The sequence below is a fragment of the Flavobacterium sp. NPDC079362 genome (assembly GCF_050267765.1).
GTDB classification, from domain to species: Bacteria; Bacteroidota; Bacteroidia; order Flavobacteriales; family Flavobacteriaceae; genus Flavobacterium; species Flavobacterium azizsancarii.
Window position 1 is genome coordinate 73,216 of record NZ_JBNNFM010000004.1, and the last position, 25,157, is coordinate 98,372.

Genomic DNA, 25,157 nt, shown 5'->3' on the forward strand with positions numbered 1-25,157 from the left:
GGCTTCAGTTTTTAGATTCTGATGAAAATGAAGCTTCGGCAGTGATATTAAAATCTAAATCGAAGTCATTGTAAATCAAGGTATCTCCTAAATCAACAAAGAAGTTTCCTGAACGGAATTTGATATTGTATTTGGTACGATCAATTACCAGTTTACCATTAAGGGAAATGGTATTTCTATTATTTTCTATTATTACATTAAACCCAACCAAATGTGTGATTCCTTTTATGGTAAGATTTCCTTCAAGAAAATAGCTGTTATCTGATTGCTCCTTTGCATCTATAATATCAAAATTTGCTAAAGGAAATTTTTCTGTAGCAAAAAAATCATCCGATGCCAAATGTCCGGCAAATTGTGCGTTTGTTGCAGAATCCGTAACATCGAGTATTTGTATTGAAGCTGTATTGATTACAATATTTCCGCCTTTTATTTTGCCGTCAATCAGGATAAAATGACCTTCTTCGATACCAATTGTACCATTATGCGAACCGGTAACTTTTCGGCCAGTCCAATCGATTTTGCTATTTGAGCTTATGATTTTAAAATTTATTGTTTCCATTTTTATTGTATTTAAAAGTACAATACAAAGGAACGGCGGGTATGAAAATTGGTTACGTGATGTAGATCACAATCTTTTTTTAAGGTGCAAAGTGTTTTGTTTTACGTAGATTTTCATTCTCATTTTTGTCATCTCGACGAAGGACAGATCACATATAGCTCGACAAAGATTGTCACTTTATTTGCGGAGTTTCTGGTGTGATCTCTCCTTCGTCGAGATGACAAGCAAACCGGAAAATAGAAATTAAATAAATCATCTCCTAAAATCTCCCAAAATCTGCATAAAAAAAATCACGCGTTAAGTCGGCTTAGGGTTTCTCTCGAAACGCCAAGATAAGCAGCAATTAAATGTTTAGGAACTAAGTTGTAAAGTTGGGGATATAATACCATAAGTTCTTCGTAACGAGTTTTGACATTATTATTCATAAAAGATAAAAGTCGTTTTTGAGAAGCGATATATCCTTTGTTGGTTCTCCAACGGAAAAAATGCTCGATTTGATGAAATTCATTACATAATTTCTCACGGTCGTTATTAGAAAGGCAAAGTAATTCGACATCTGAAATGCAATCTACATTTATGGTTGCGGCAGTTTGATTATATAAAGCATCATAATCTGATGTCCACCAGGTTGGCATGGCAAATTGCAGAATATACATTTTGATCTCGTCGTTGATAAAAAAAGCTTTCAAACAACCTGAAATCACAAAATACTCGCACTCTACTTTGTCGCCTTCGCTGATTATAGTTTGCCCTTTTTTGAAAGATAAAGGCTTAAAATGCGAAAAGAAATAATCAAATTGCTCCTCTGTCAATGAAGCAGTTTTGGCGATATGTTGCTGTAGTATTTCTTTGGTATTCATAAAAAAAGTAGAAAGGTTCAGAGTGGGCAAAGGTACAAAGGTTTTTTTTATAAGATGCAAAGGCTCAAATGGACAAAGCTTTTTTCTTCCTATCATAGTTAGGTATTCGTTTTCGAAAAAAAAAGTATAAATCACAAACTTCCGACAACAAAGAAGACGCACTGTTGTGCGCCTCTACAATAAAAACTTACTCTTTATTCTATACTCTTTATTCTATACTCTTTATTCTATACTCTTTATTCTCTATTCTCTATTCTCTATTCTCTTTACTCTATTCTTTACTCCAAACTCTTCAACTGTAACGCTCTTTGTAAAAAACTCTGCTGTTTTATTTTGTTTTCGGCTTCGTTAATCGCCTGAAGTAAATTGTTTTGATTGTCTGCTATTTCTTTAAGGACGTTCGACATTACATTCCAAACTGGTTTCATTTTCAGAATCAATTCCTGGCCTTTTGGCGTAAGCAAAATCAATCTTTTACGTTCGTCGACTTTGTCTTTTTTTGAACGGATTAGTTTTTGTTTTTCGAGCTCTTTTAATAAACTAATGGTCGAAGGATGAGTATAACCAATTTCGTTTGCAATTTCGACAACGCTCAAAACCTCTTTATGATGTAAAGTGTAAATGACAGGAAACCATTTGGGCTCAAAATCGATGCCGTATGATTTATAAAATAACGCACCATCTTTTCGCAATTGCTCGCTCAGACGCTGTAATCGGGTTGAAATGGCTAAAATTCCTGATTCATCAATTATATTCATCGTTCTTTTTTAGTTTTAAATGACAAAATACATTGTCGGCACTCATGACAGGAAATGTATTTGGAAGTGCTTCTTTTTCGATTCTTATAAAATGGTTTCTTTCATAAAAACGCAAAGCAGCTTCTAATACCGTTATGGTTCCCAAATATAAATCATCAATTTGATTTTCATTGCAATAATCGAGTAAAGTGTCTAATAATTTCTGGGCAATCGAAAACTCTTTTCCACGAAATTCTTTCTTAACAAACATTTTTCTAATCGCAGCTTCTTTGTCAGCAAATTTTACTAAAGCAATTGTGCCTACTAATTCATTATTTATAAAAGCACCCCAGAAATGACCTCCTCCATTATAATAGAAGTTCTTTATATTTAATAAATCCGGTTGGTCTTCGATCGTAATGGCGACATTAAATTCCTTTTGCTGTATGTTTAAAATTAACTCTACAATTTCGTTAGAGTATTTATTTTCGATAGGAATAATTTGTGATTTCATTTCTTTTACAATTTACAATGCAAAACTACGTAGTTAAATACGTAAATAAAAATATTTGATTAAAAATTGTTATTTTTTGTTTCACGCAGATTTAAAAAAGATTTAAGCAGATATTGAAGATTATTTTTTATTTCTTTATTATGTCAGCATTTAAATTAAAAAATCTGCTTAAATCTGCCTAATCTGCGTGAAATAAACTTGCGCTTTTTGTGAGATTCGCACAATTAATGCAGCTATGAAATGTGAAACTTATCACAAAAAATTAAAACAATTTGCATAAATGACCAATCGGTCATATATTTGTACCCGTAAATGAAAACTATCATGACAAAGGGAGAAGAAACCAGACAATTCATTCTAGAGAAAGCAGCCCCAATCTTTAACACAAAAGGGATTGCCGCTACTTCTATGAGTGATATTATGGAGGCTACCAAATTGTCTAAGGGAAGCATGTACGTTCATTTCGAAAATAAAGATGTCCTTGCTTGCGCCGCTGTAGATCATAATATGAAGGTATTGGGTGATAAACTTTTATCTGAAGTGAGTAAAAGTAAAACGGCCAAAGAAGAGCTTTTTGCTTATATAGATTTTTTTAGCAATGCCGTAAATCCTCCGCTTACAGGCGGTTGTCCGTTATTGAATTTCGGGACAGAGGCAGATGATACCAACCCCGTTGTTAAAGCAAAAATAAATAAAGGCTGTAACTCTAATCAACAGCTATTGGCTAATAGTGTAAATAAGGGAATTGCCAATGGAGAGTTTGAACCGGAATGGGATGCTGAGGAATTTGCAGTCGTTATGTTTGCCATGATGGAAGGTGGTCACCTTATATCAAGAGTCTCAGGCAGTAATGACAAAATGAGAATTATAACCAAAACCCTAAGAAAAATAATAGAGGAAAACACACTTTAATTTTTTTTTCTTATAAAAATGACCGAACGGTCACTAAAATAATTACAAATATCAATATCATTAATAATTCACCACTAACAATTAATAATTTAAGATCATGTCAAAAACAATTTTAATTTCAGGAGCATCAAAAGGATTTGGAAGAGCCTGGACAGAAGCACTTTTAGCAAAAGGATATAATGTAGCTGCAACAGCGCGAAATATCGATACCCTTGCCGACTTAAAAGCACAATACGGAGACGCAATTTTGCCTTTAACATTAGACGTAAATAAACGCGAAGATTCATTTGCATTAGTAGAAAAGGTAAAACAACATTTTGGTACAATTGATATCCTGATCAATAATGCAGGTTATGCACTAAACGGAGCTGTTGAAGAAGCCAGCGAAACAGAAGCAAGAGCACAATTTGAAACGAACTTCTTTGGAACTCTTTGGTTAACTCAGGCAGTTTTACCAATTATGAGAAATCAAAAAAGCGGTCATATTATACAAGTTTCTTCTATTTTAGGAATTGCCACTTTACCCAATTTAGGTCTTTATAATGCGTCTAAATTCGCCGTAGAAGGTCTTACTGAAACTCTGGCTCAGGAAGTAAAACAATTTGGTATCAATGTTACTTTGGTTGAACCAAACGGTTATTCTACTGATATCTGGGGTAACGGTTTCAATAGTAAAAGTATTGATGCTTATGACGGACTTAGAAAAGCAATAGCAGAAGGACATGATCCTGACAATTTCGGAAAAACAAGTGCTACAGTTCCTGCAATCATCAAACTGGTTGAAGCAGAAAATCCACCACTACGCCTATTCTTAGGAAGAATAGCGTTGCCATTTGCAAAACAAACTTACGAGCAAAAATTAGCAACCTGGGAAGAATGGGCTGATGTTTCTGTAGCGGCTCATGGTTGATTAAAATAATTTTCAATAAAACTAAAACCTCCAAAATCAATGACTTTGGAGGTTTTATTATTTAGAAATCACATTCGATAATCCGTTTTTCGATTAATAAAACTCTCCGTTTTTTTTTGATTAAAGCATCCAATCTTCCGCATTTTTAGCAAAATCCTGCATATCATTAATCAGCTTACTGGTGTGATATCCATCAGCAACCGCATGGTTTACAAATACTGCAACCGGAATTAATATTCTGTCATCTTGCTTAAAGTATTTTCCAAAACGAATTAGCGGAAACATGAAATTAGATTCCTGATATGTATCTTGAGAAAAATTTGTAAAACTTAACCAAGGTAAAGCCGAAATAGAACAAAAATTTGCAGGACGATCTAAGCGTGCTTTTATACCTTTAACATCCTTGTATTTTTCTATATCGCCTACTATTGTTTCATAGAAAAACTTAAAATCTTCATGATATTCACTCCAAACATCTGAAAAAGTTTTATCATCTTCATGAAAAATCGTGTATGAAGGAACAACGTAATTCCAATAACCTAATTGATATTGATCATTATAACTCATCCTAAATTCTTTGTTCTGATTTACAGAACGCATAATTACGTAAAGAAATGACGGGAAAAACTTTAATTTCCTTCCTTTTGATACTTGGAGCAATTCTGTAATGTCAACATTCGCATTGATTGTGTATTTGCATTTTATAATATTATTAAAATAATCAAAATAAGGTTGTCGTTCCCAACTTTCGGGATCAACGGGTTCAAAAAAATTTTCCATAGTTTATTATTAAATCTATTCTTGTTTTAGTCTTAGGAGTTTGATTTATTACAAAAATAAAATATCAATTCTCTAATTAGCCCTAAATATCAGGTAGAAAACTTTATATCAAAAATAAATTAACAACTCTTTAATAAATAACTTCCGTATTTTTTAAGATTTATTCGTATTTTAAGTATTTTAAAATATCCGTTTTGGTTGCTATATAAGCTCTTGACAATACAATTATTAAAGTCAGAATTAATAAAACTACAAAGCCTAAAATGAAATGAATTAGCGACATTTCTATTCGATAAGCAAAGTTCTCTAGCCATCTATTCAGCAAATAATATACTGGAAAAATGGCGATTAAAAATCCTATTACGCAGTACAGGATGTATTGTTTTGATAATTCTTTTAGTAAAGTATTTGTTTCTGCTCCTAGCGTTTTTCTTATTGCAATTTCTTTCATACGCCTTTGTATGGAATAAGATGCAAGTGCAAATAATCCAAAAAGAGCAATTAAAACAACAACAATATTGAGCAGTGAAAACAAGTTTTTTTGTTTTGTGTAAGCTTCATAAGTTCTCGCATATTCTTTATCTACGAAATCATATTGAAATGGATATTCGGTATCAACTTTCGACCATAATTTTTCGATATTGGCAATCGTGTTTTCCATATCATCCCGTTTTAGTTTTGCATAAACTTTGTTGATGTTATGTGTCATACCAAACATTTTGATATTGTAAAAAGCAATTGGCGGTACTTTTGATTCAGGACTTAATAAGTTAAAATCCTGAACAATACCAATTATTTTTAATTTTTGTTCCCGAATTAAAAGTTCCTTGCCAAGAGGATCTTTAAGATTCATTAATTTTGATGCACTTTCGTTTATGATCACAGAATTTATAGTGTCTGAAGCCCGTTTTCTATCAAAATTTCTTCCCTTAATTATTTTGATGTTCAACATTTCAAACATGCCAAAATCTAAAGGAATAATGCGTTGTTTAAAAAGTTCATCATTGTATAAAACCGCATTTATAGAATTATCTGAACCATCAAACGCAATAAGGCCCGTCGAGATTTGTTCAACGCCTTTAATCTTGTTGAGCTGCTGTTTTATGATATTGTATTTGTTGTAAATATTTTGCGCTGCATTTTCTCCCTGGTAATCGACCGATGGAAAATTTAAAGAAACCGAAATTACCTTATCGCCCTTAAAACCCAAATCTTTATTCTGTAAATATTTAATTTGTTGGTATACTATATTTGAGCCAATAATAAAAAAGGCCGCAATGGCAAACTGAAAAATAAGCATTCCGTTACGCAGCCAAATACCGTTTTTGCTTCTTTCGAAATTTCCTTTCAAAACTTTAAAAGTTTCGAAATTGGATATATAAATAGCCGGAAATAATCCTGCCGTCAAAATTGTAATGATAAAAATCAATATCAATTGTATGTAAAACTGACTGGCAAGAAGTACAATGTTTTTGTTTAAAAAATTGTTGTAATACGGCAAAGTCAGCTCTACAATTACTAACGCCAGTAAAATAGAAAAACTCGTGGTTAAAACCGTTTCAAAGAGAAACTGACTAATAATATCGCCTTTTGATGCACCCGAAATTTTACGTACTCCAACTTCTTTCGCCCGCTTTACGGCATTAGCGGTTGCGAGATTGATGTAATTAACAATCGACAAAATGAGAATTAAAAGAGATAACCCCATCATGATCATTAAAAATTGATAATTCCCTCGTGTTTCAGGATAACCATCTGTTATCGAATGTAATCTGGCTTTTGATAATGGTTCAAGAATAACCGTAAAATGACCTACTTTTTTAGCCATAACTTCGGGCGTAAAACCTGCTTCTTTGGCAAGTTGCGCAATAAAATTATGGTTGTAAATTCTTTCGAGTTTCTGTCTTGTCAGATCAACTTTTGACGGATCTTTTACTTTTAATAATAACTTTAAAATAAACGGATATGTCTTTCCTGAAGTGGTCAGTTTCTTCATTTTATTGATGATGGCATTTGGCGCAATCGAAGAATTTCCGGGAATATGATAAACAGCCCGTACAGAAAACAGCTGGTCAAAGCATTTTATTTGTTGCCCAATGGGGTTTTCATTTCCAAAAACCCTTTTAGCTGTAAGATCTGAAATAGCAATGCTGGAATCATCTTTTATAGCTGAAATTGCATCGCCCTGAATAATTTTGAAAGGAAAAAAAGAAAATAAATTTTGTTCGACATTGATAATTTTATCTACAAATTCCTTTTTTCCTTTGTAAATAATTTTATCCTTTTGATACCAGTAATCAGAATCAGCATATAATGTAGATTCGATATTTGGATCTTCGTCTAAAGCCGGTTTCAGGAATAAGGCACAATCTGACCAGGCAGGCATATCGCTTAGTTGAACCAAAACCTGGTATACTTTTTCTTTTTCAGGATTCCAGGCATTGTAATTTTGTTCGTCGTTCCAGTAAAGTAGTGCAAAAATCAGCCCGGAAATTCCTATTGACAATCCTAGAATATTCAGAAAAGAGAAAAGCTTGTTGTGCTTTAAGCGGTAAATAAATATGTTGATATAGTTTAGTATCATAGTTATAGTTAGTGGTTAAATAGAATAAAGACATTTACTCTTTTATTCGTACTTTAAATATTTCAGAACGTCAATTTTAGTGACCTGATATGCTTTTGCAAGCACAATAGTTAATGTCAAAAATATCAAAACAACAAAAGCTACAAGAAAGGGAATGATGGGAATATCAATTCTAAAGGCGAAATCCTCTAACCATTTTTGCAATAAAAGATATGCCGGAATAATTCCTATCAAAAAACCAATCGCACAAAAAATCACATATTGTTTGGATAAATCTTTAAGCAGAACATTTGTATCAGCGCCTAGTGTTTTCCTGATAGCAATCTCACGCAACCTCCTTTCCATAGAAAAAGAAGCTAAAGCGAACAATCCAAAAATGGCAATTAGAATCACAATTCCGTTTAACAGAGAAAATAATTCACTTTGACTTTCATAATTTTTATAAGTACGTGCAAAACTTCTGTCTACAAAATTGTATTCAAAAGGATATTCGGCATCTACCTTTGTTCTCCAGAATTTATCAATTGCAGCAATTGTTTCAGGCATATCTTTTGGCTGAATTTTAACCGAAATATTAGACATGTCCCTAGACATCCAGTCAAAGGCTTTGATATGCATGAAAATCATTGGCGAAATGTTATTTTCAAGTCCAAAATAATTGAAGTCTTTTACGATCCCTACTACTTTTAATTTTTTACCTTCCCAAATAACTTCTTTATTAAGAGGATCTTTTTCCTGTAATGTCTTAGCGGCAGCTTCATTAAGCAAAACGTTGTTAATAGTGTCAGAAGCAAATTTACTTGTCAGATCCCTTCCTTTAGCTATCTTAATTCCCAGAAGATCCAGCATTCCAAAATCAATTGGCATTTGCTGTGTTATGACTTCCTTATTGTCTTTATAATGCAATCCTGACCATGAATTAACATCATTTCCTATAGAAAATACTCCAGCTGAAACGGCCTGAACCCCTTTTATTTTCAAAAGTTCCTGTTGTATTATTTTGTACCGTTCAAATTGATTTTTTTCTTTTTTGGGTTTAAAAGAAATATCCATTACCTGAGCTCCTTTAAAACCTAAATCTTTATTGGCCATATAGTTGACCTGCTGATATACTATAAAAGAACCAATTATAAAAAAAGTTGCGATCGCAAATTGCAAAACCAGCATACCATTTCTAAGCCAGATTCCGTTTTTACTGCGGGAAAAATTTCCTTTTAGAACCTTTAAAGGCTCAAAATTAGAAACATAAATAGCGGGTAAAACTCCGGAAACCAAAATGACAATTACAAAAATGACTATTAACTGTAAATAAAACTGAGAACTTTCAAGGATTAAATTTGTGCCTATAAGTGAATTATAAAAAGGAAGTGAAAGTTCGACAATTACCAATGCTAACAAGAGCGAAAAAAGCGTAATTAATGTGGTTTCAAATACAAATTGAGTGATAATTTGTGACTTTGCAGCACCAACGATCTTTCTTACACCAACCTCTTTAGCACGTTTAGCCGCATTTGCAGTAGCAAGATTAATGTAATTTACAATTGATAATACTAAAATAAGAATCGATAATCCCATTAAAATTTTTAAAAACTGAAGATTTCCGGTTCCTTCCGGAAAAGGGCAGTTTCCCTGATGAAGCCTCGACTTTGAAAATGCCAGTAATTTTGGCTTTGTCAGTTCGCCATAGAGCTTTAAGTAAGCATCAAAGGTTATTCCTTCAGCTTTTGCCTGTTTTTTATAACAATTTTCAATATAAATAGTATTCAGCCTTTTAAGGACAGCAGTCGTATCGCTTTGTTTGTTTAATTTTAGAATTAATCCAAAATTTAATCCCCAGTTATCTTTCTTCTTTTCCAGATTTTCCTCTATTATACTAGTAACTGCAGCAGGCATTACCGAAGATTTTTTGGATAAGCTGTATATACCGCGAACGACATAATAATTTTCAGCATATTTAACCTGTTTTCCCATTGGGTTTTCATTCTTAAACAAACGGGCAGCTGTCTCTTCAGAAAACGCGATACTATTACGGTCATGAAGAGCGTCTTTTTTATTACCTCTAATAAATTCGAAGGGAAAAAAAGAAAAGAAATTGCCCTGAGCAGAAAAAATCTTATCGACCAATTCTATTTTCCCATTGTACTGTATGGTTTCCTTTTCGTAATTACTTGAAAAATAACAATAATCCTGTACATCTGCAGTTGATTTTAAGAGCGGTCCCGGTACAGGAGAATTGACAGCCCAAACATTACCACCGCCAATATCATTTAGAACAGCGTAAATTTTATCTTTTTCAGGATTCCACTGATCATACGAATGTTCATCATTCCAATACAAAGTGGCAAAAATTAATCCCGCAATTCCAATACTCAAACCCAAAATATTCAGAGCTGTAAAAAGCTTATTGTTTTTGATGTGATATATAAATATGTTGGTCCAGTTCTTTAGCATCTTATTCGTATTTTAAATATTTTAAAACATCAATTTTTGTTGCCTGATACGCTCTTGTAAGTACAACTAATAATGTTAATATCAATAAAGCACTGAACCCAATTATAAACGGATAAACAGAAATACTAATTCGGTAAGCAAAATTCTCTAACCACTTATCCAATAAATAATAAACCGGAAACAAAGCCATTAAAAAACCTACTATACTAAAGATGACATATTGTTTGCAAAGTTCTTTTAATAAAACATTTGTTTCTGCGCCTAGGGTTTTTCGAATCGCAATTTCTTTCATACGTCGTTCTATAGAGTACGAAGCGAGAGCAAATAACCCGAAGAGTGCAATTACAATAACAACAATATTCAATAAAGAGAAAAGATTTTTTTGCTTTACATAACTGCTATACGACTTCTTATATTCTTTATCTACGAAATCATATACAAATGGATATTCTGTATCTACCTTTTTTGTCCACAGATTTTCTATATCACCTATGGTTTGTTGCATAGTTTTAGGATCAGCGGTAATGTAAATATTGTTCAAAAGTCCTGAAAACCAAGGAACGCTTTTAAAATGGAAAAAAGACATTGGAGGTATTGCATCTCCCGGATTTCCTATATTAAAATCTTTTACAACTCCCACAATAATGGCATCTTGTCCGTTCCAACTCAGTTTTTTACCTATCGGATTTTTTTCACTTAATAGCTTTAAGGCAGTTTCATTAATTAGCATCGAAGTAACGGTATCCTGTGCAAATTTCGGACTCAAATAACGTCCTTTTACAACTTTTATTTTCATCATTTCCAGCAGTCCAAAATCTATTGGTACATTACTTCCGTCAATTTTTATATACTTGTAATGATATGTTATTACAGATTTTACACCTTTTCCAAAAACAAAACCACCTCCTGCAACTTGCTGCACTCCTTTTATGTGCTTTAATTGGTTTTGAATAATACTATATCGTTCAAAACGGTCTTTATCAGTTATTGCGTCGCCATAGATATTTCGGTATGAAACATTAAGGATTTGTTTTCCGCTAAAACCCAAATCTTTTGCATTCATAAGCTCTATTTGCTCATAAACAATATAAGATCCTACAATAAAGAAAGCAGCTACAGCAAACTGAAAAATGAGCATCCCGTTTCTAAGCCACACACCGCTTTTACTTCTTCCAAAATTTCCTTTTAATACTTTTAATGGTTCAAAATTAGCAACATACACAGCCGGAAATATTCCTGCCAATATTACAGTTATGAAAAATATAGCAACAAGCTGGATATAAAACTGTCCGCTTTGCAATACGAGTGATTTATCTAAAAAAGCATTATAATACGGTAAAGAGATCTCGACAATGACCAATGATATTAAAATTGAAAACAACGAAATGATGGCAGTTTCAAAAATAAATTGTTGAATTATAGAAAATTTAGAAGCTCCTATGATTTTGCGAACTCCCACTTCTTTCGCTCTCTTTACAGCATTTGCCGTAGCTGAGTTAACATAATTTACAATAGATAGCGTTAGGATTAAAACAGATAATCCAACCATGATAAGCAAAAATTGAAGATTGCCGTTTGCTTCTACCACACCACCGGTTTTTGTATGTAATCGAATAGATGATAATGACTCTAAACCTGGTTTTACCTCGCCATATTTCTTAATAAATTCTTCAGGTTTAATACCTTGCTCTTTTGCAAAACGAGTTGTCATGTTTGCAAAATATATTTTCTGAAGATTTTGAGTCACTTGCTTTTGGTCATTGGGATTTTTTAATTTTAATAACAGAACAAATTGAAAATTACCCCATTGCTGAATGGTTTCTTTAATTCTTGTATCTATAAAATTAACCACGCACGAAGGATTGTAAACTGATTTTTTATCGAGTTTATAAACACCTCTTACTATTAGGTTTTTACCCTGGAGTACGATTTGTTTCCCTACGGCAGGTTGGTTTCCAAAAAGCTGAATGGCCAAATCCTGTGACAAACAAATACTGTTTACATCTGGTAATGCATTTTTTGAACTTCCTTCAATAAATTGATATGGAAAATAATCAAAGAAGTTTTTTTGTGCTGCAATTATTCTGTCAGACTGCACTTTTTTATTATTAACGCGAATAATATCATTTTCATAATTGCCGTTCAAATAACAGTAAGATGCTACTTCAGGGCTTGCTTCTTTTATTGCAGATCCTATTGGTGCTGAACTTGAAGCCCAATAGGTAGTCGCATCCATTTGATTGGCGACTAAAAATACGTTATCTTTATTAGGATTCCACTGATCGTATGAATGCTCATCATTCCAATATAAAATAGCGAAAATTAATCCCGCGATTCCAATACTCAAACCCAAAACATTCAAAGCCGTAAAAAGCTTATTGTTTTTGATGTGGTAAATAAATATGTTGATCCAGTTCTTTAGCATTATCTTAGTTATTTAAGTTTGCTGCAAAAACATCGACATTTCTATTGTTCATTTTCTCAGAAAGTATTACCCCATCTTTCATCAAAATAGTTTTTTGCGAAAACGAGGCATCATAATCAGAATGTGTTACCATCAATATTGTGGCACCGCTGGCGTGAAGATCCGTTAATAACTCCATCACTTCATTACCATTTTTACTGTCAAGATTTCCCGTTGGTTCATCGGCAAGAATAATTTTCGGGTCATTGATCAAAGCCCTCGCAACGGCTACACGCTGTTGTTGTCCTCCTGAAAGTTGTTGCGGATAATGTTTTAAACGATGCGAAATACCTAATATCTTAGCGATATCCTCTACTTTTTTCTTTCTCTCTGATGACGGAACATTATTGTAAATCAGCGGCAATTCGATATTATCATAAACCGATAATTCATCTATTAAATTGAAATTCTGAAATATAAACCCAATGTTTTCTTTTCTGGCTTTCGATTTTGATTTTTCTTTTAGGCCAATCATCTCCTGTCCCAGCAATTTATAACTTCCCCCTGAAGCACTGTCCAATAATCCAATGATATTTAATAAAGTTGACTTTCCGCTTCCGGAAGGCCCCATGATCGACACAAAATCCCCCTGGTTAATCGTTAGCGAAATTTCACTTAAAGCTTTTGTTTCAACTTCTTCAGTTCTAAAAATTTTTGAAAGTTTGGTAATACTGATCATAATAATTTGTTTTTGATGTTTGATTTTCTTTTTGAGAATTTTAAGTGCTGAAGTAAAAAACAGATCCTAAATTAAGATAATAGATAACATAATCTATAAATATCTATTTTTGTTACATTTACCGGTAATAATGATTCTCATACTTGATGATTTGCTAATCTTAATGTGATTTTCATGCCAAAAATTTAAAGATTGTAACTGCCTTATTTTTAAATTCTTATTTATTTAAGAAATTCAAAAGTGTCCACTATTGGACAGCTTTCGTCCAAAACCGAACAAAAATGAAAAAGACAAATGCCTCAATTTTAATCATAGACGATCAGGAAGACATCCTTTTTGCGTCGAAAGTATTCTTGAAAAAGTATTTTGAAGACATTTATACACTTAATAATCCTAAAAATATTGTCGAATTATTATCAAAAAAAAGCATCGATGTTGTTTTACTTGACATGAATTATCGAATTGGTTTTGAAGACGGAAAAGAAGGTTTGTATTTATTGAAAGAGATAAAGACACTTTCTCCCAAAACTGTTGTGATATTAATGACTGCTTTTGGCAAAGTTGAAACTGCTGTTGAAGGATTAAAAAATGGTGCATTTGATTATATCCTAAAACCGTGGGAAAACAAAAAATTACTCGAATCTGTAAAACAAGCCGTTGATAAAGCACGAAAAGATCAGAAAAAGGAAAAGAAGATTGAAATCGAAAACAACTTTTTTATTGGTAGTTCTGAAATTATAAAAAAAGCTTATTCCTTCGCAGACAAAGTAGCTAAAACTGATGCTAATGTTTTAATTCTGGGCGAAAATGGAACTGGAAAATTTGTTCTGGCGCATCATATCTTCAGTCAGTCTGATAGAAAAAATAGCCCTTTTATGGCCGTTGATTTAGGTTCTTTGAATTCGAATATTTTCGAAAGTGAATTATTCGGATATGCAAAAGGTGCTTTTACAGATGCAAAAACCGATACTCCGGGACGTTTTGAAATGGCACAAAACGGAACTATATTTTTGGATGAAATTGGGAATGTTCCACTGCATCTACAATCTAAATTATTGCAGGTTATCCAGACAAAAACCGTAACCAGATTAGGAGAAACGAAAGCAAGACCATTGAATGTACGTATTATTACGGCAACGAACTTAAACCTGAAACTGGAAGTTACCGATAAAAATTTCAGGGAAGATTTGTATTATCGCATCAATACTATGGAAATTGTATTGCCTCCTTTGCGCGAACGAAACGAAGATAAAATTCCGTTGGCCGAATATCTATTGGATAAAATGATCGAAAAATACAGCAGGGACAGGATTACTTTTGATAAAAAAGTTCTCGAACAAATCGAAAAACATGCCTGGAATGGAAACATCAGGGAAATGGAAAATAAGATAGAACGTGCCGTTATTCTTTGTGAAAACAATAAAATTACCGTTGCTGATTTAGATCTGGAAATTATCACCGCTTATGAAGAAAACGTGGATGACATTCAGCTTTCTGCTGTCGAAAAAACTGCCGTTGAAAAAGCGTTAATCAAAAACAATAATAATATCAGTAAAACTGCCGAAGAATTGGGTTTGTCACGCGGTTCATTATATAGACGTTTAGAAAAATATAATATTAACATCAAAACAGATGGTCTCTAATTTATTTTAACACATAGAAACATAGTATTACATAGTGTTGAAAGGCGTTTTACTTAAAATAAATCGCATAGCTATGAGATAAATAATGGTTTCAAAAAATTAAATTTTAATTCTCAATTTTTAATTATTAAAACATGTTTCAATCCATCAAGACATACAAACTTCTTTTTTTAAGATTAATTCTAATTGTTGCGGGAATCGAAGTTTCTATTTTTTTCTTTAAAAAAGAATTGCTTTTTACTGGAATATTTGGACTTTTTATCGTTTTTCTGCTTCTAAGGGAAATGTATTTTTATGTTCGTAATTTTGTTTTGATTTATAGCAAAACCATAGCTTCGATATTACAAAATGATTTTAGTTCCGATTTTTCGAAACATAAATTCAACAAGAATTATAATGACTTATTTCATTTATACGATATCTTAAAAAACAAACAAAAAGAACAGGTTTCACGAGACATCATATATCGTTCTATCTTGAATAATATTGAAACGGGAATTATCATTTTGCAAAAACAGGATAATGACTGGAATATTTTTTTAATGAACGATTACTTTTCGACGCACTTTAATGTTCCTAAAGTATCCAAATGGAAATACCTAAAAAACCAATTGCCTTCTTTGTGTGAAATCCTTGAAGAAGATAATTTTCAAGAGATTAAAACATCGGTAGAAATCCGGGTAAACGAACAAAACATGCAGACATTTGTTTTGCAGGCTTCCAGAACAGAAATTTTTGAACAGGATTATTTTATTGTTTTACTCGATTCAATTCAAAATGTTGTCGAGAAAAAAGAGAAAGAAGCGTGGGTAAATTTGATGAAGGTGATTTCTCATGAACTATTAAATTCTATTACGCCTATTCGTTCTATTTGCCAGAATTTACAAGATTTGGTCGAACAGGATTCAATGTCGGCAGAAGATCTTGAGGATGTCAAAAATAGTGTTGAAACCATGTTGAGACGAAGCGATCATTTACAAAAATTTGTCGAAGGCTATCGAAAACTAGCCATGTTGCCTACTCCAAAAAAAGAAAAAGTAGAACTACAATATTTAATCGATAACTGTCTTCAGATTATGAATCCGCTATTCAGGGACAATGCTGTTAAAGTAGTAAACGCAATAACACTTAAACGCTTCATTAATATTGATGCGCAACAAATAGAACAGGTTTTAATTAATCTTTTAACGAATTGCATTTATGCGTTGAAAGATACATTTGATAAGCAGATTTATATTTCGGCGGAAGCAAAAGAAAACCGAATCTTTATAAAAATTATTGACAACGGAAACGGCATTGAAAAAGAAATAGAAAATAAAATATTCCTGCCTTTTTTCACCACAAGACAAGAAGGTGCCGGAATTGGATTAACCTTATCCAAAAATATTATTGAAGCTCATGGCGGTTATATCGCGCATAAAACCGAAGATCATAAAACTGTTTTTGAAATTTGTTTCATCGAAGATTAAACATCTATATTATGTAACATCCTTATAAAATTATATAACCGCAAGTTCCGGATTTTAAAATAATTTCATAAAATGAAAAATACAGTAATTTTATTAGTGGACGACGACGAAGATGATTGCGAACTTTTTATCGCAGCCATTGCTTCTTTGAACAAAAATATACTGACTACGATTTCTAATAATTCATTAGAAGCTCTAAACAATTTAAAAGTAGCAACAGTTTTACCTGACTTTATATTTTTGGATATGCAAATGCCTTACCTAAGCGGAGCAGAATTTATTCAAGAACTACGACAAATTCCTAAACTTAGTCCAATTAAGATTGTGGTTTACTCCTCGCACTCTCATGATACACTAAAAAAATTAACCAATGAATTTGATTCTGTTCAAATATTTACAAAACCTAATAATTTTCAGGAATTAGTTAGCACACTGGATGGTATCTTGTAATACTTATAATCTCATACATTATAAAATTGAAACCTTAGGCTATTACGAAAAACATCGCGAACGGTTTCAACCATTTGGATATAATATATATCGCAATAGATTTCATCTTAAATCCCACTAACATACGCTGGATGTTCCAGAGGTTGAAACCTCCAGCTATGCGGAAATATGAAGAAATTAATGATTTTAAATACTAAAAAACATCGCGAACGGTTTCAACTGTTTGGACGTGATATATATCGCAATAGATTTCAAACCTGCATTGGACTAATATTCTCCGGGTGTTCCCAAGGTCAAAACCTCGGGCTATGCGGAAATATGAAGAAATTAAATGGTTTTAGATACTAAAAAACATGGCGAACGGTTTCAACCGTTTGGAAACGTGATATCATACGCATCAAGTTTCAAAAAGAAATCATATAACATTTACGGAAAAAAGTATAAATTCTAAACTTGCCTCACGAAGTAACTTTGAGAAAGTAATTTTACCACTAATACCTTAATTGTTATGCTACTACAATTTATCTCACAACTATTCGAAAGCGACGAAACGGATCATAATGAATACGATATTGTGATTCAGATAAATGATAAGGTTTCTCCTTTAGACAAAAGAAATCTTTATCTTCTTCCTTTAAATGAATTATTATTAGAAAAAAATTATGGTGAAATTTCAGGCGGTGGAATTCTTAAAGAAGAACCGGGTGAAATTATTTTTTGCGATATCCATATCAAACTTTTTGATGAAAAAATTGCTCCAAATATTTTAAAAAATATTAAGACTTGCCTTGAAGATTGTGGTGCTCCAAAAGGATCAAAAATAATTATAGAAAATACCCATCAGGAAATTCCGTTTGGTAAAAACGAAGGAATTGCCATATATCTTGATGAAGAAAATGCTGAAGAAAAAGAAGAACAATATAATTTGGATTTTGTTCAATCTGAGATTTCAAGAAGAACCAATACCTCTCAAACTACAGAGAGATATTGGAAAGGAAATTCGACTACAGGATTATACTTTTACGGACAATCATATGAGAAAATGAAAGACGAAGTATCTCATTTCATGACGGCAAATCCGTTGTACAAAACAGCAAGAATTGCACAAATAGCTTAATTAAAATTATGAAAACCCCACTATTAGCCTTCAACGATAAAGGAATATATTGCCAGCAGGCCGATGTATATCTTGATCCATGGCGTCCGGTTACAAATGCTATTATCACACACGGACATGCAGATCATGCACGTTGGGGGCATAAAAATTACATTACACATTATGAAAATGTGCCTATTATAAAACACCGTTTGGGCGATATTAATGTTACCGGAAAAGACTGGAACGAAACTTTTACCGTAAATGGTGTACAATTTTCCCTCCACCCTGCCGGACACGTTATTGGTTCTGCTCAGATACGCGTAGAATACAAAGGCGAAGTCTGGGTTTTTACGGGAGATTATAAAACCGAAGATGACGGAGTTTCCACTCCTTATGAAGTGGTAAAATGCGATGCTTTTATCACCGAATGTACGTTTGGATTACCCGCTTTTAAATGGACACCTCAAGCCGAGGTTATGACGGATATCAACAATTGGTGGGCAGAAAATCGAGCCGAAGGCAAAACGTCAGTCCTTTTTGGATATTCGTTAGGAAAAGCACAACGTTTACTAAAATATCTGGATACTGATATTGGAAAAATATATACCCATGGAGCCATCGAAAACATGACCGAAGTATTGCGTCCGTTAGTAGATTTTCCGCCCACAACGAGAGTAACTTCTGAAACTAAAAAAGAAGATTTACTGGGAAGTATTGTCCTCGCTCCGCCAAGCGCTCACGGAAGTACATGGATCAGGAAAATGACTCCGTTTATTACAGGTTCTGCAAGTGGCTGGATGACCTTTCGAGGTGCCAGACGCAGACGCGCCGTAGACAGGGGTTTTGTTCTAAGCGATCATTGTGACTGGACAGGTTTACTGGAAAGCATTAAAGCAACAGGAGCCGAAAAGATAATTTGTACACACGGCTACTCAGATATTTTCTCAAAATATCTTCAGGAAATTGGTTATGATGCTCGAACCGCTCACACACAATACGAAGGAGAATTGGGAGAAATGGATTCAAAGAAAGATGTTGAGGAAGAAATAGAAACTGAGAAAATAGAACAAAGAGAATAGAATATAGACTATTGCTTAAATTTTTGAAACATATAGAAACATAGGATTTGTTTAATGCTTAAAAAGGATACAAAAAGAAATACATTTCTTTCACATAGCAAATACGCAAAGTACTATGTAATTTAAAATAAGTGAAATGCCTATTTTTTAAGTTAAAAAAGCTATGTCTCTATGTGTTTAAATTTAAAAATTAAGCCCCACGACACCTAATTAATAACCACAACAAAAATGAAAAACTTTGCCGAACTTATTAAAGCGCTTGACAGTTCTAATAAAACGTCGGTAAAAGTGGATGCTTTGACCAATTATTTCATCAATGCCAGTAACGAAGATAAAGTCTGGACAATTGCAATACTTTCGCATCGTCGGCCGCCAAGACCCGTTAATACTACATTATTGAGAATATGGGCGAATGAACTGGCAAATATTCCGCTTTGGTTGTTTGAGGAAAGTTATCATATTGTAGGCGATCTTGCCGAGACAATTGCATTGGTGATTCCTACTACAAAAGAACATTCGGATAAAAGTCTGACTGAATATCTTCAGGAAATTATTGCGCTGAAAAAGAAAACCGATATTGAGAAAAAAGAATATCTGCACGAAAACTGGCTGGCTTTAAATTACTACGAACGTTTTGTTTTTACCAAATTAATTACTGGAAGTTTCAGAATCGGCGTAAGCCAAAAATTGATGACGCGTGCACTTTCTAAAGCCGAAAACATTGATGAAGATGCTTTGGCACACAAATTAATGGGCGACTGGAATCCTAATACGATCACGTTTCAGGAATTAATTCTGGATGAAAAAAATAGCGATTATTTATCAAAACCATATCCGTTTTATCTCGCGTATCCTATCGAAGGCGAACCATCAAATCTTGGAAATCCCGAAGATTGGAGCGCTGAACACAAATGGGACGGAATAAGATCGCAAACCATAATACGTGATAATGAAATCTTTATATGGAGTCGTGGCGAAGAATTGGTTACGGATAAATATCCTGAATTTGCTTCGTTTATTGGAATCATCCCGGACGGAACCGTAATTGATGGTGAAATTCTGCCTTACATAAATAATGAAATTGGGACTTTTAATGATCTTCAAACCAGAATCGGGCGTAAAACAGTTTCGGCTGCAATCCTTAAAAAATCTCCTGTAATTATAAAAGCCTATGATCTTTTAGAATGGAAAGGGATTGATATTCGAAATCTTCCTTTTGAAGAAAGACGTATCTTATTAGAACAATTATATGAAGATATCAAACACCACGATATTCCGTTGCAACTTTCTGAACGGGTAAAATTTTCAACTTGGGAAGAATTGACGGAGGAAAGATTGCGCTCCCGCGAAATGAAAAGCGAAGGTTTGATGATAAAGCGAAAAGATTCTGCTTATCTTGTAGGAAGAAAAAAAGGCGATTGGTGGAAATGGAAAATTGAACCTCTTGTTATTGATGCGGTTCTTACCTACGCCATGCGCGGGCACGGAAGACGCTCGAATTTATTTACGGATTATACGTTTGCCTTATGGCAGAATAACGAAAATAACGAACGTGAACTGGTGACTTTTGCAAAAGCATATTCTGGTTTAACCGATGCTGAATTCAGAATGGTGGACGACTGGATTAAGAAAAATACACTGGAACGATTTGGTCCCGTTCGAAGCGTAACACCACAATTGGTTTTTGAAATTGGTTTTGAAGGAATTGCACTTTCGAAAAGACATAAAAGTGGCATTGCAACACGGTTTCCTAGAATTTTAAGATGGCGGCACGATAAAAAAATAGATGAAGCGAATTCTATTGATGATTTGAAAAGTATGATTATATAGCATGAGCAGAATGGCACGCGGATGACACGGATTCGCTATCGCGAAAACGCGGATTAAAAACGGATTTTTTATTTTTTATTTTTTGTTTTTAAATTTTTCTAATTTCTATTCGCTTTTTTTGTCATTACGCATTTTTTTTGTCATTTCGACCGAAGGGAGTAATCACACTAGAAACTCGTCAGAGAAGTAAAAATTTTCGAATACGAGTTTGATTTCTCCTCCATTGAAATGACAAAATTGTGGTTAATATAGTTTTTCAAAGCTCTAGCGGAGCGATATATAATTGGTTTCGAATAATATCATCATATATTATGTCACCCCTCTGGGGTTCTGTTACATAAATTTTTATCATTTGAATTTAATATTAATTAAAAAACATATTCCCTTGATTTTCTTTAATAACTCAAAACTTAATGAATCTTAATATCTTAATGGTTTAAAAAAATCTTAATGATAAAAAAACAATAACAAGAACAAATGAACAGAGAGCAACTTTTTGCGGTAGCAAATGAATGGTTTCAGCATCAGGGATGGAAACCATTTCCGTTTCAGACGCAAACCTGGACTGCTTTTTTACAGGGAAAAAATGGTTTGCTGAACGCTCCTACAGGCAGCGGAAAAACCTATGCGCTCTGGTTACCTATTGTTTTGAATTACATAAAAGACAATCCTAATTATAAAACCAAACATACTCCGGGACTTAAAGCAATTTGGATTACGCCTTTGCGCTCATTATCGGTGGAAATCAAACAAGCTGCAGAAAGAGTTGTTAATGATTTAGGAACAAAAATGACCGTCGGGATTCGTTCCGGAGATACATCGGCAAGTGAGCGAGCCAAGCAAAAAGGAAAAATGCCGGATTTATTGGTCACAACGCCGGAAAGTTTACAATTGCTCTTGGCAACAAAAGGTTATGACAAAATATTTGCCAATTGTACCGCAATTGTCATTGACGAATGGCACGAATTATTAGGTACAAAACGAGGCGTACAAACAGAACTTGGTTTGTCCCGACTAAAAGCGATTGCGCCTAAAATGCGTATTTGGGGAATTTCGGCTACAATCGGGAATCTGCAGCAAGCTCAGGAAGTTTTATTGGGAGTTGATTCAGATGCGTATCATAATTCAGTTTTGATAAAGGCTCAAATTCACAAAAAAATAAAAGTCATTTCGATTATTCCCGATAAAATGGAAACCTATCCGTGGCGCGGACATATGGGTTTGCATCTTATTGATGAAGTGGCTAAAATTGTAAAAGCCAGCAAAACGACTTTGATATTTACCAATGTACGGTCGGCTTGCGAAATTTGGTTTCAGCGATTACTCGAGAAATATCCTGAGTTTGCGGGAGAAATGGCGATGCATCACGGAAGCATTAACAGAGAAACGCGACTTTGGGTCGAACAAGCGATTAGAGACGAAGAATTAAAAGTCGTTGTTTGTACTTCAAGTCTGGATTTGGGCGTCGATTTTGCGCCTGTAGAAACCATTATTCAAGTTGGCGGACCTAAAGGTGTCGCGCGCTTTTTGCAAAGAGCGGGACGAAGCGGACATCAACCCGGGAAAGAAAGTGTGATTTATTTTCTTGCCACGCATGCGATTGAACTAATCGAAGCTTCGGCATTAAAAAAAGCAGTTGAAGAAAATGTAATCGAAGATCGCGTTCCGTATTTGAACAGTTGGGATGTTTTGGTACAATATTTAAATACTTTGGCAGTTTCGGACGGATTTCTTCCTGATGAAATTTTTAAAGAAGTCAAAGGAACGTTTTGTTATCAGGCAATGACGGAGGAAAACTGGAACTGGATTCTGAATTTTATTTCTAACGGAAGCCAAAGTTTACAGGCTTATGACGAATATAAAAAAGTAGAAATTGAGGAAGACGGACGCTTTAAAATCAATAGTAGATTAATTGCAATGCATCACCGCATGCAAATTGGTACCATTGTAGGCGATGCCGTGGTGAACGTAAAATTCATGAGCGGCGGTTATATTGGGACTATTGAGGAATGGTTTGTTTCGAAACTAAAACCGGGAGATACTTTTATCTTTGCGGGTAAACAACTCGAATTGTTCAGAATACGAAATATGCAGGTTTTAGTTCGAAAGGCAGATCCTAAAAAGAAATCAAAAGTAGTAAGCTGGATGGGTGGCCGAATGGCACTTTCGGCACAAATGAGTGAATTGCTGCGACATGAATTGTATCGTGCCAACACTGATGATTTATCGCCGGAATTAAAAGCTCTAAAACCACTATTTACAAGACAAAGAAAGGAATCTATTGTTCCCGGTGATAATCAGTTTTTGATTGAAACTTTTAAAACCAGAGAAGGTTATCATGCCATTTTTTATCCTTTTGAAGGTCGTTTTGTACATGAAGCTTTGGCTAGTTTATTGGCTTACCGAATTAGTTTATTATTGCCCATTAGTTTTTCGCTTGCGTATAATGATTACGGATTCGAATTATTATCAGATCAGGAAATTGATATGCAGAATGTTTTAGATAATAATCTATTTTCGACGGAATATGTACATCATGATTTACAAAAAAGTTTGAATGCTACCGAAATGGCAAGGCGTAAATTCAGGGATATTGCCGTAATTGCAGGTTTGGTTTTTACTGGTTTTCCTAGTAAGATGGTGAAGACAAAACATTTGCAAAGCGGTTCGCAATTGTTATTTGAGGTTTTTAGGGATTATGAACCTGATAATTTATTGTTTCAACAGGCTTATCGTGAAACCTTTGAGCATCAGCTTGAAGAAGGCCGTTTGATTATGGCTTTGGAACGAATTGAGAAACAAGAAATTGTCTGGAAACAATGTTTAAAACCTACGCCTTTTAGTTTTCCCTTAATTACAGATCGATTACGCGAAAAATTGTCGAGTGAGACTTTGGCAGAACGAATTAAAAAAATGACGGCTTCGTATATGAAGTAGCTACTTATGACAATTACTATACAAAATCAAACGTTTATTTTACATCCCAGCGGTGCTTTATTTTGGGAAACCAGAAATTTGCTTCTGATCTCTGATGTGCATTTGGGTAAAATCTCGCATTTCAGAAAACATGGCGTCGCGATTCCGAATAATGTAGTTTCGGAAAATTTTAAACGTTTGACTGATATTGTCGAAAATTTTAAACCTGAAAAAATTATTTTCCTCGGAGATTTATTCCATAGTTCTAAAAATTCTGAATGGGATTTATTCCAGCAATGGGTAGATTGCTGTACAAACAAAATTATCCTGATTGCAGGAAATCACGATATTATTGACAAAAAGCATTACATAAAACTCGATATCGATGTTGTCGAATTTCTTGAAATCGATGATTTTTTATTGACTCATCATCCTTCCATAAAAGAAGGTTTTTTTAATTTTTCAGGGCATATTCATCCGGGAATTATTCTTCGTGGCTTTGGTGATCAATCTCTGAAATTATCTTGCTTTTTCAGAAAAGAAAACCAAATGATTCTGGCTGCTTTTGGAGAATTTACAGGAAAGCATGTTTTAAAACCGCAACAAAATGATATTGTGTATGCCATTGCAAATGATGAAGTAGTCAAAATAAAACTAAACTGATTTCTTAAAATAAAGTTGTTTTTGATTGGTATCCCGATTCACATCATTTTCATAATTAAATTCTACGTATCCCAAAGACTTCAATGTTTCTATTAAAACTGTATCTATCTCAAAGGCTTTTGCCCAAATTAAATCGTGTTTTCTTTGTAAAGCTACTTCTTGAGCACGTTTAAAAAGTATCAAAATATCTTCTTGATTAAAGTAAACAATATGATCAACACCAATCGCTTTATTAGCGCCAAGATTTTGATTTGAAAGTCGGGACGAATTCAGTTTCATAAAAGACAACGGATTTTCGCCTTCGTAAGCCATCAACATTTCAACCGAAAAGTCATTTTGTATTTTGAATAATTTCTGACTTGACAAATTTTCATTTGCATACTTCTCTCCTATTTCTTTTGAATCAACGAATAAATCTGAATAGAATTTCAGTGCTTTTTCTTCCATCCAAATTACATTATCATTTATGATTACTACGAATCTTGCTATTTTAGACATGTCTTTTATTTTTAAAATTTTGAATTATCTTAAGTGCAAAGTTGAGATGATTTGATGGAT

At 33.6% G+C, this 25,157-nt stretch carries 20 protein-coding genes; 10 read left to right on the plus strand and 10 right to left on the minus strand.

All coding sequences use genetic code 11. The features are described from left to right. Positions 1-4: 4 nt before the first annotated feature. The 4 genes from ACQKCJ_RS05850 to ACQKCJ_RS05865 all read right to left on the minus strand — a co-directional run bounded on the left by ACQKCJ_RS05850 (position 5) and on the right by ACQKCJ_RS05865 (position 2,670). A complete protein-coding gene (locus ACQKCJ_RS05850; protein WP_427401584.1) occupies positions 5-559 on the minus strand; it encodes a YceI family protein in 555 nt (184 codons plus the stop codon). Between the two features lie 290 nt (positions 560-849). Next, positions 850-1,515 carry a Crp/Fnr family transcriptional regulator gene (locus ACQKCJ_RS05855; RefSeq protein WP_427401585.1) on the minus strand — a complete coding sequence of 222 codons (666 nt, stop codon included), beginning with the start codon at positions 1,513-1,515 and terminating at the stop codon, positions 850-852. Positions 1,516-1,697: 182 nt separating this feature from the next. Further along, entirely contained in the window at positions 1,698-2,177 is a 480-nt protein-coding gene (locus ACQKCJ_RS05860) for a MarR family winged helix-turn-helix transcriptional regulator (protein WP_427401586.1), read from the minus strand. Next, positions 2,164-2,670 (minus strand): GNAT family N-acetyltransferase, encoded by a 507-nt coding sequence (locus ACQKCJ_RS05865; RefSeq protein WP_271334219.1) that lies wholly within the window; start codon positions 2,668-2,670, stop codon positions 2,164-2,166. Before ACQKCJ_RS05865 ends, ACQKCJ_RS05860 begins: the two co-directional genes overlap by 14 nt. Before the next feature lie 324 nt (positions 2,671-2,994). Here ACQKCJ_RS05865 and ACQKCJ_RS05870 point away from each other — a divergent pair, with 324 nt between their 5' ends. Beyond that, positions 2,995-3,582 carry a TetR/AcrR family transcriptional regulator gene (locus ACQKCJ_RS05870; RefSeq protein WP_271334218.1) on the plus strand — a complete coding sequence of 196 codons (588 nt, stop codon included), beginning with the start codon at positions 2,995-2,997 and terminating at the stop codon, positions 3,580-3,582. A 97-nt stretch (positions 3,583-3,679) separates the two neighbouring features. Further along, complete coding sequence (locus ACQKCJ_RS05875) at positions 3,680-4,492, plus strand: SDR family NAD(P)-dependent oxidoreductase (RefSeq protein WP_427401587.1); 813 nt, start codon at positions 3,680-3,682, stop codon at positions 4,490-4,492. Between the two features lie 120 nt (positions 4,493-4,612). Here ACQKCJ_RS05875 and ACQKCJ_RS05880 read toward each other — a convergent pair whose 3' ends face one another. The 5 genes from ACQKCJ_RS05880 to ACQKCJ_RS05900 all read right to left on the minus strand — a co-directional run bounded on the left by ACQKCJ_RS05880 (position 4,613) and on the right by ACQKCJ_RS05900 (position 13,450). Continuing rightward, a complete protein-coding gene (locus ACQKCJ_RS05880; RefSeq protein ID WP_271334216.1) occupies positions 4,613-5,272 on the minus strand; it encodes a CatA-like O-acetyltransferase in 660 nt (219 codons plus the stop codon). Positions 5,273-5,432: 160 nt separating this feature from the next. Further along, entirely contained in the window at positions 5,433-7,856 is a 2,424-nt protein-coding gene (locus tag ACQKCJ_RS05885) for an ABC transporter permease (protein WP_427401588.1), read from the minus strand. 42 nt (positions 7,857-7,898) lie between these two features. After that, positions 7,899-10,307 (minus strand): ABC transporter permease, encoded by a 2,409-nt coding sequence (locus ACQKCJ_RS05890; protein WP_271334214.1) that lies wholly within the window; start codon positions 10,305-10,307, stop codon positions 7,899-7,901. Between the two features lies 1 nt (position 10,308). Continuing rightward, positions 10,309-12,732, minus strand: a complete 2,424-nt coding sequence (locus tag ACQKCJ_RS05895) for an ABC transporter permease (protein WP_427401589.1) — start codon at positions 12,730-12,732, stop codon at positions 10,309-10,311. Between the two features lie 4 nt (positions 12,733-12,736). After that, a complete protein-coding gene (locus tag ACQKCJ_RS05900; RefSeq protein WP_271334212.1) occupies positions 12,737-13,450 on the minus strand; it encodes an ABC transporter ATP-binding protein in 714 nt (237 codons plus the stop codon). Positions 13,451-13,731: 281 nt separating this feature from the next. Here ACQKCJ_RS05900 and ACQKCJ_RS05905 point away from each other — a divergent pair, with 281 nt between their 5' ends. The 8 genes from ACQKCJ_RS05905 (at position 13,732) to pdeM (ending at position 24,599) form a co-directional block, all read left to right on the plus strand. Further along, complete coding sequence (locus ACQKCJ_RS05905; RefSeq protein WP_427401590.1) at positions 13,732-15,093, plus strand: sigma-54-dependent transcriptional regulator; 1,362 nt, start codon at positions 13,732-13,734, stop codon at positions 15,091-15,093. Positions 15,094-15,227: 134 nt separating this feature from the next. Next, positions 15,228-16,562, plus strand: coding sequence for a sensor histidine kinase (locus ACQKCJ_RS05910; protein ID WP_271334210.1), 1,335 nt, complete (start codon positions 15,228-15,230; stop codon positions 16,560-16,562). Positions 16,563-16,634: 72 nt separating this feature from the next. Further along, entirely contained in the window at positions 16,635-17,012 is a 378-nt protein-coding gene (locus ACQKCJ_RS05915) for a response regulator (RefSeq protein ID WP_271334209.1), read from the plus strand. 508 nt (positions 17,013-17,520) lie between these two features. Then, entirely contained in the window at positions 17,521-18,129 is a 609-nt protein-coding gene (locus ACQKCJ_RS05920; RefSeq protein WP_271334208.1) for a hypothetical protein, read from the plus strand. A gap of 8 nt (positions 18,130-18,137) precedes the next feature. Beyond that, positions 18,138-19,190: a ligase-associated DNA damage response exonuclease gene (locus tag ACQKCJ_RS05925; RefSeq protein WP_271334207.1), complete on the plus strand. Its 1,053-nt coding sequence runs from the start codon at positions 18,138-18,140 to the stop codon at positions 19,188-19,190. A gap of 228 nt (positions 19,191-19,418) precedes the next feature. Next, positions 19,419-21,020, plus strand: coding sequence for an ATP-dependent DNA ligase (locus ACQKCJ_RS05930; RefSeq protein ID WP_271334206.1), 1,602 nt, complete (start codon positions 19,419-19,421; stop codon positions 21,018-21,020). Positions 21,021-21,497: 477 nt separating this feature from the next. Next, positions 21,498-23,957, plus strand: a complete 2,460-nt coding sequence (locus ACQKCJ_RS05935) for a ligase-associated DNA damage response DEXH box helicase (RefSeq protein WP_427401591.1) — start codon at positions 21,498-21,500, stop codon at positions 23,955-23,957. Positions 23,958-23,963: 6 nt separating this feature from the next. Further along, the gene (gene pdeM / locus ACQKCJ_RS05940) at positions 23,964-24,599 is read left to right on the plus strand and encodes a ligase-associated DNA damage response endonuclease PdeM (protein WP_427401592.1); all 636 of its coding nucleotides are present in this window, start codon (positions 23,964-23,966) and stop codon (positions 24,597-24,599) included. Here pdeM and ACQKCJ_RS05945 read toward each other — a convergent pair. Continuing rightward, complete coding sequence (locus ACQKCJ_RS05945; RefSeq protein ID WP_271334203.1) at positions 24,591-25,097, minus strand: hypothetical protein; 507 nt, start codon at positions 25,095-25,097, stop codon at positions 24,591-24,593. The two genes, pdeM and ACQKCJ_RS05945, sit on opposite strands and share 9 nt — an antisense overlap. Between the last annotated feature and the right edge of the window lie 60 nt (positions 25,098-25,157).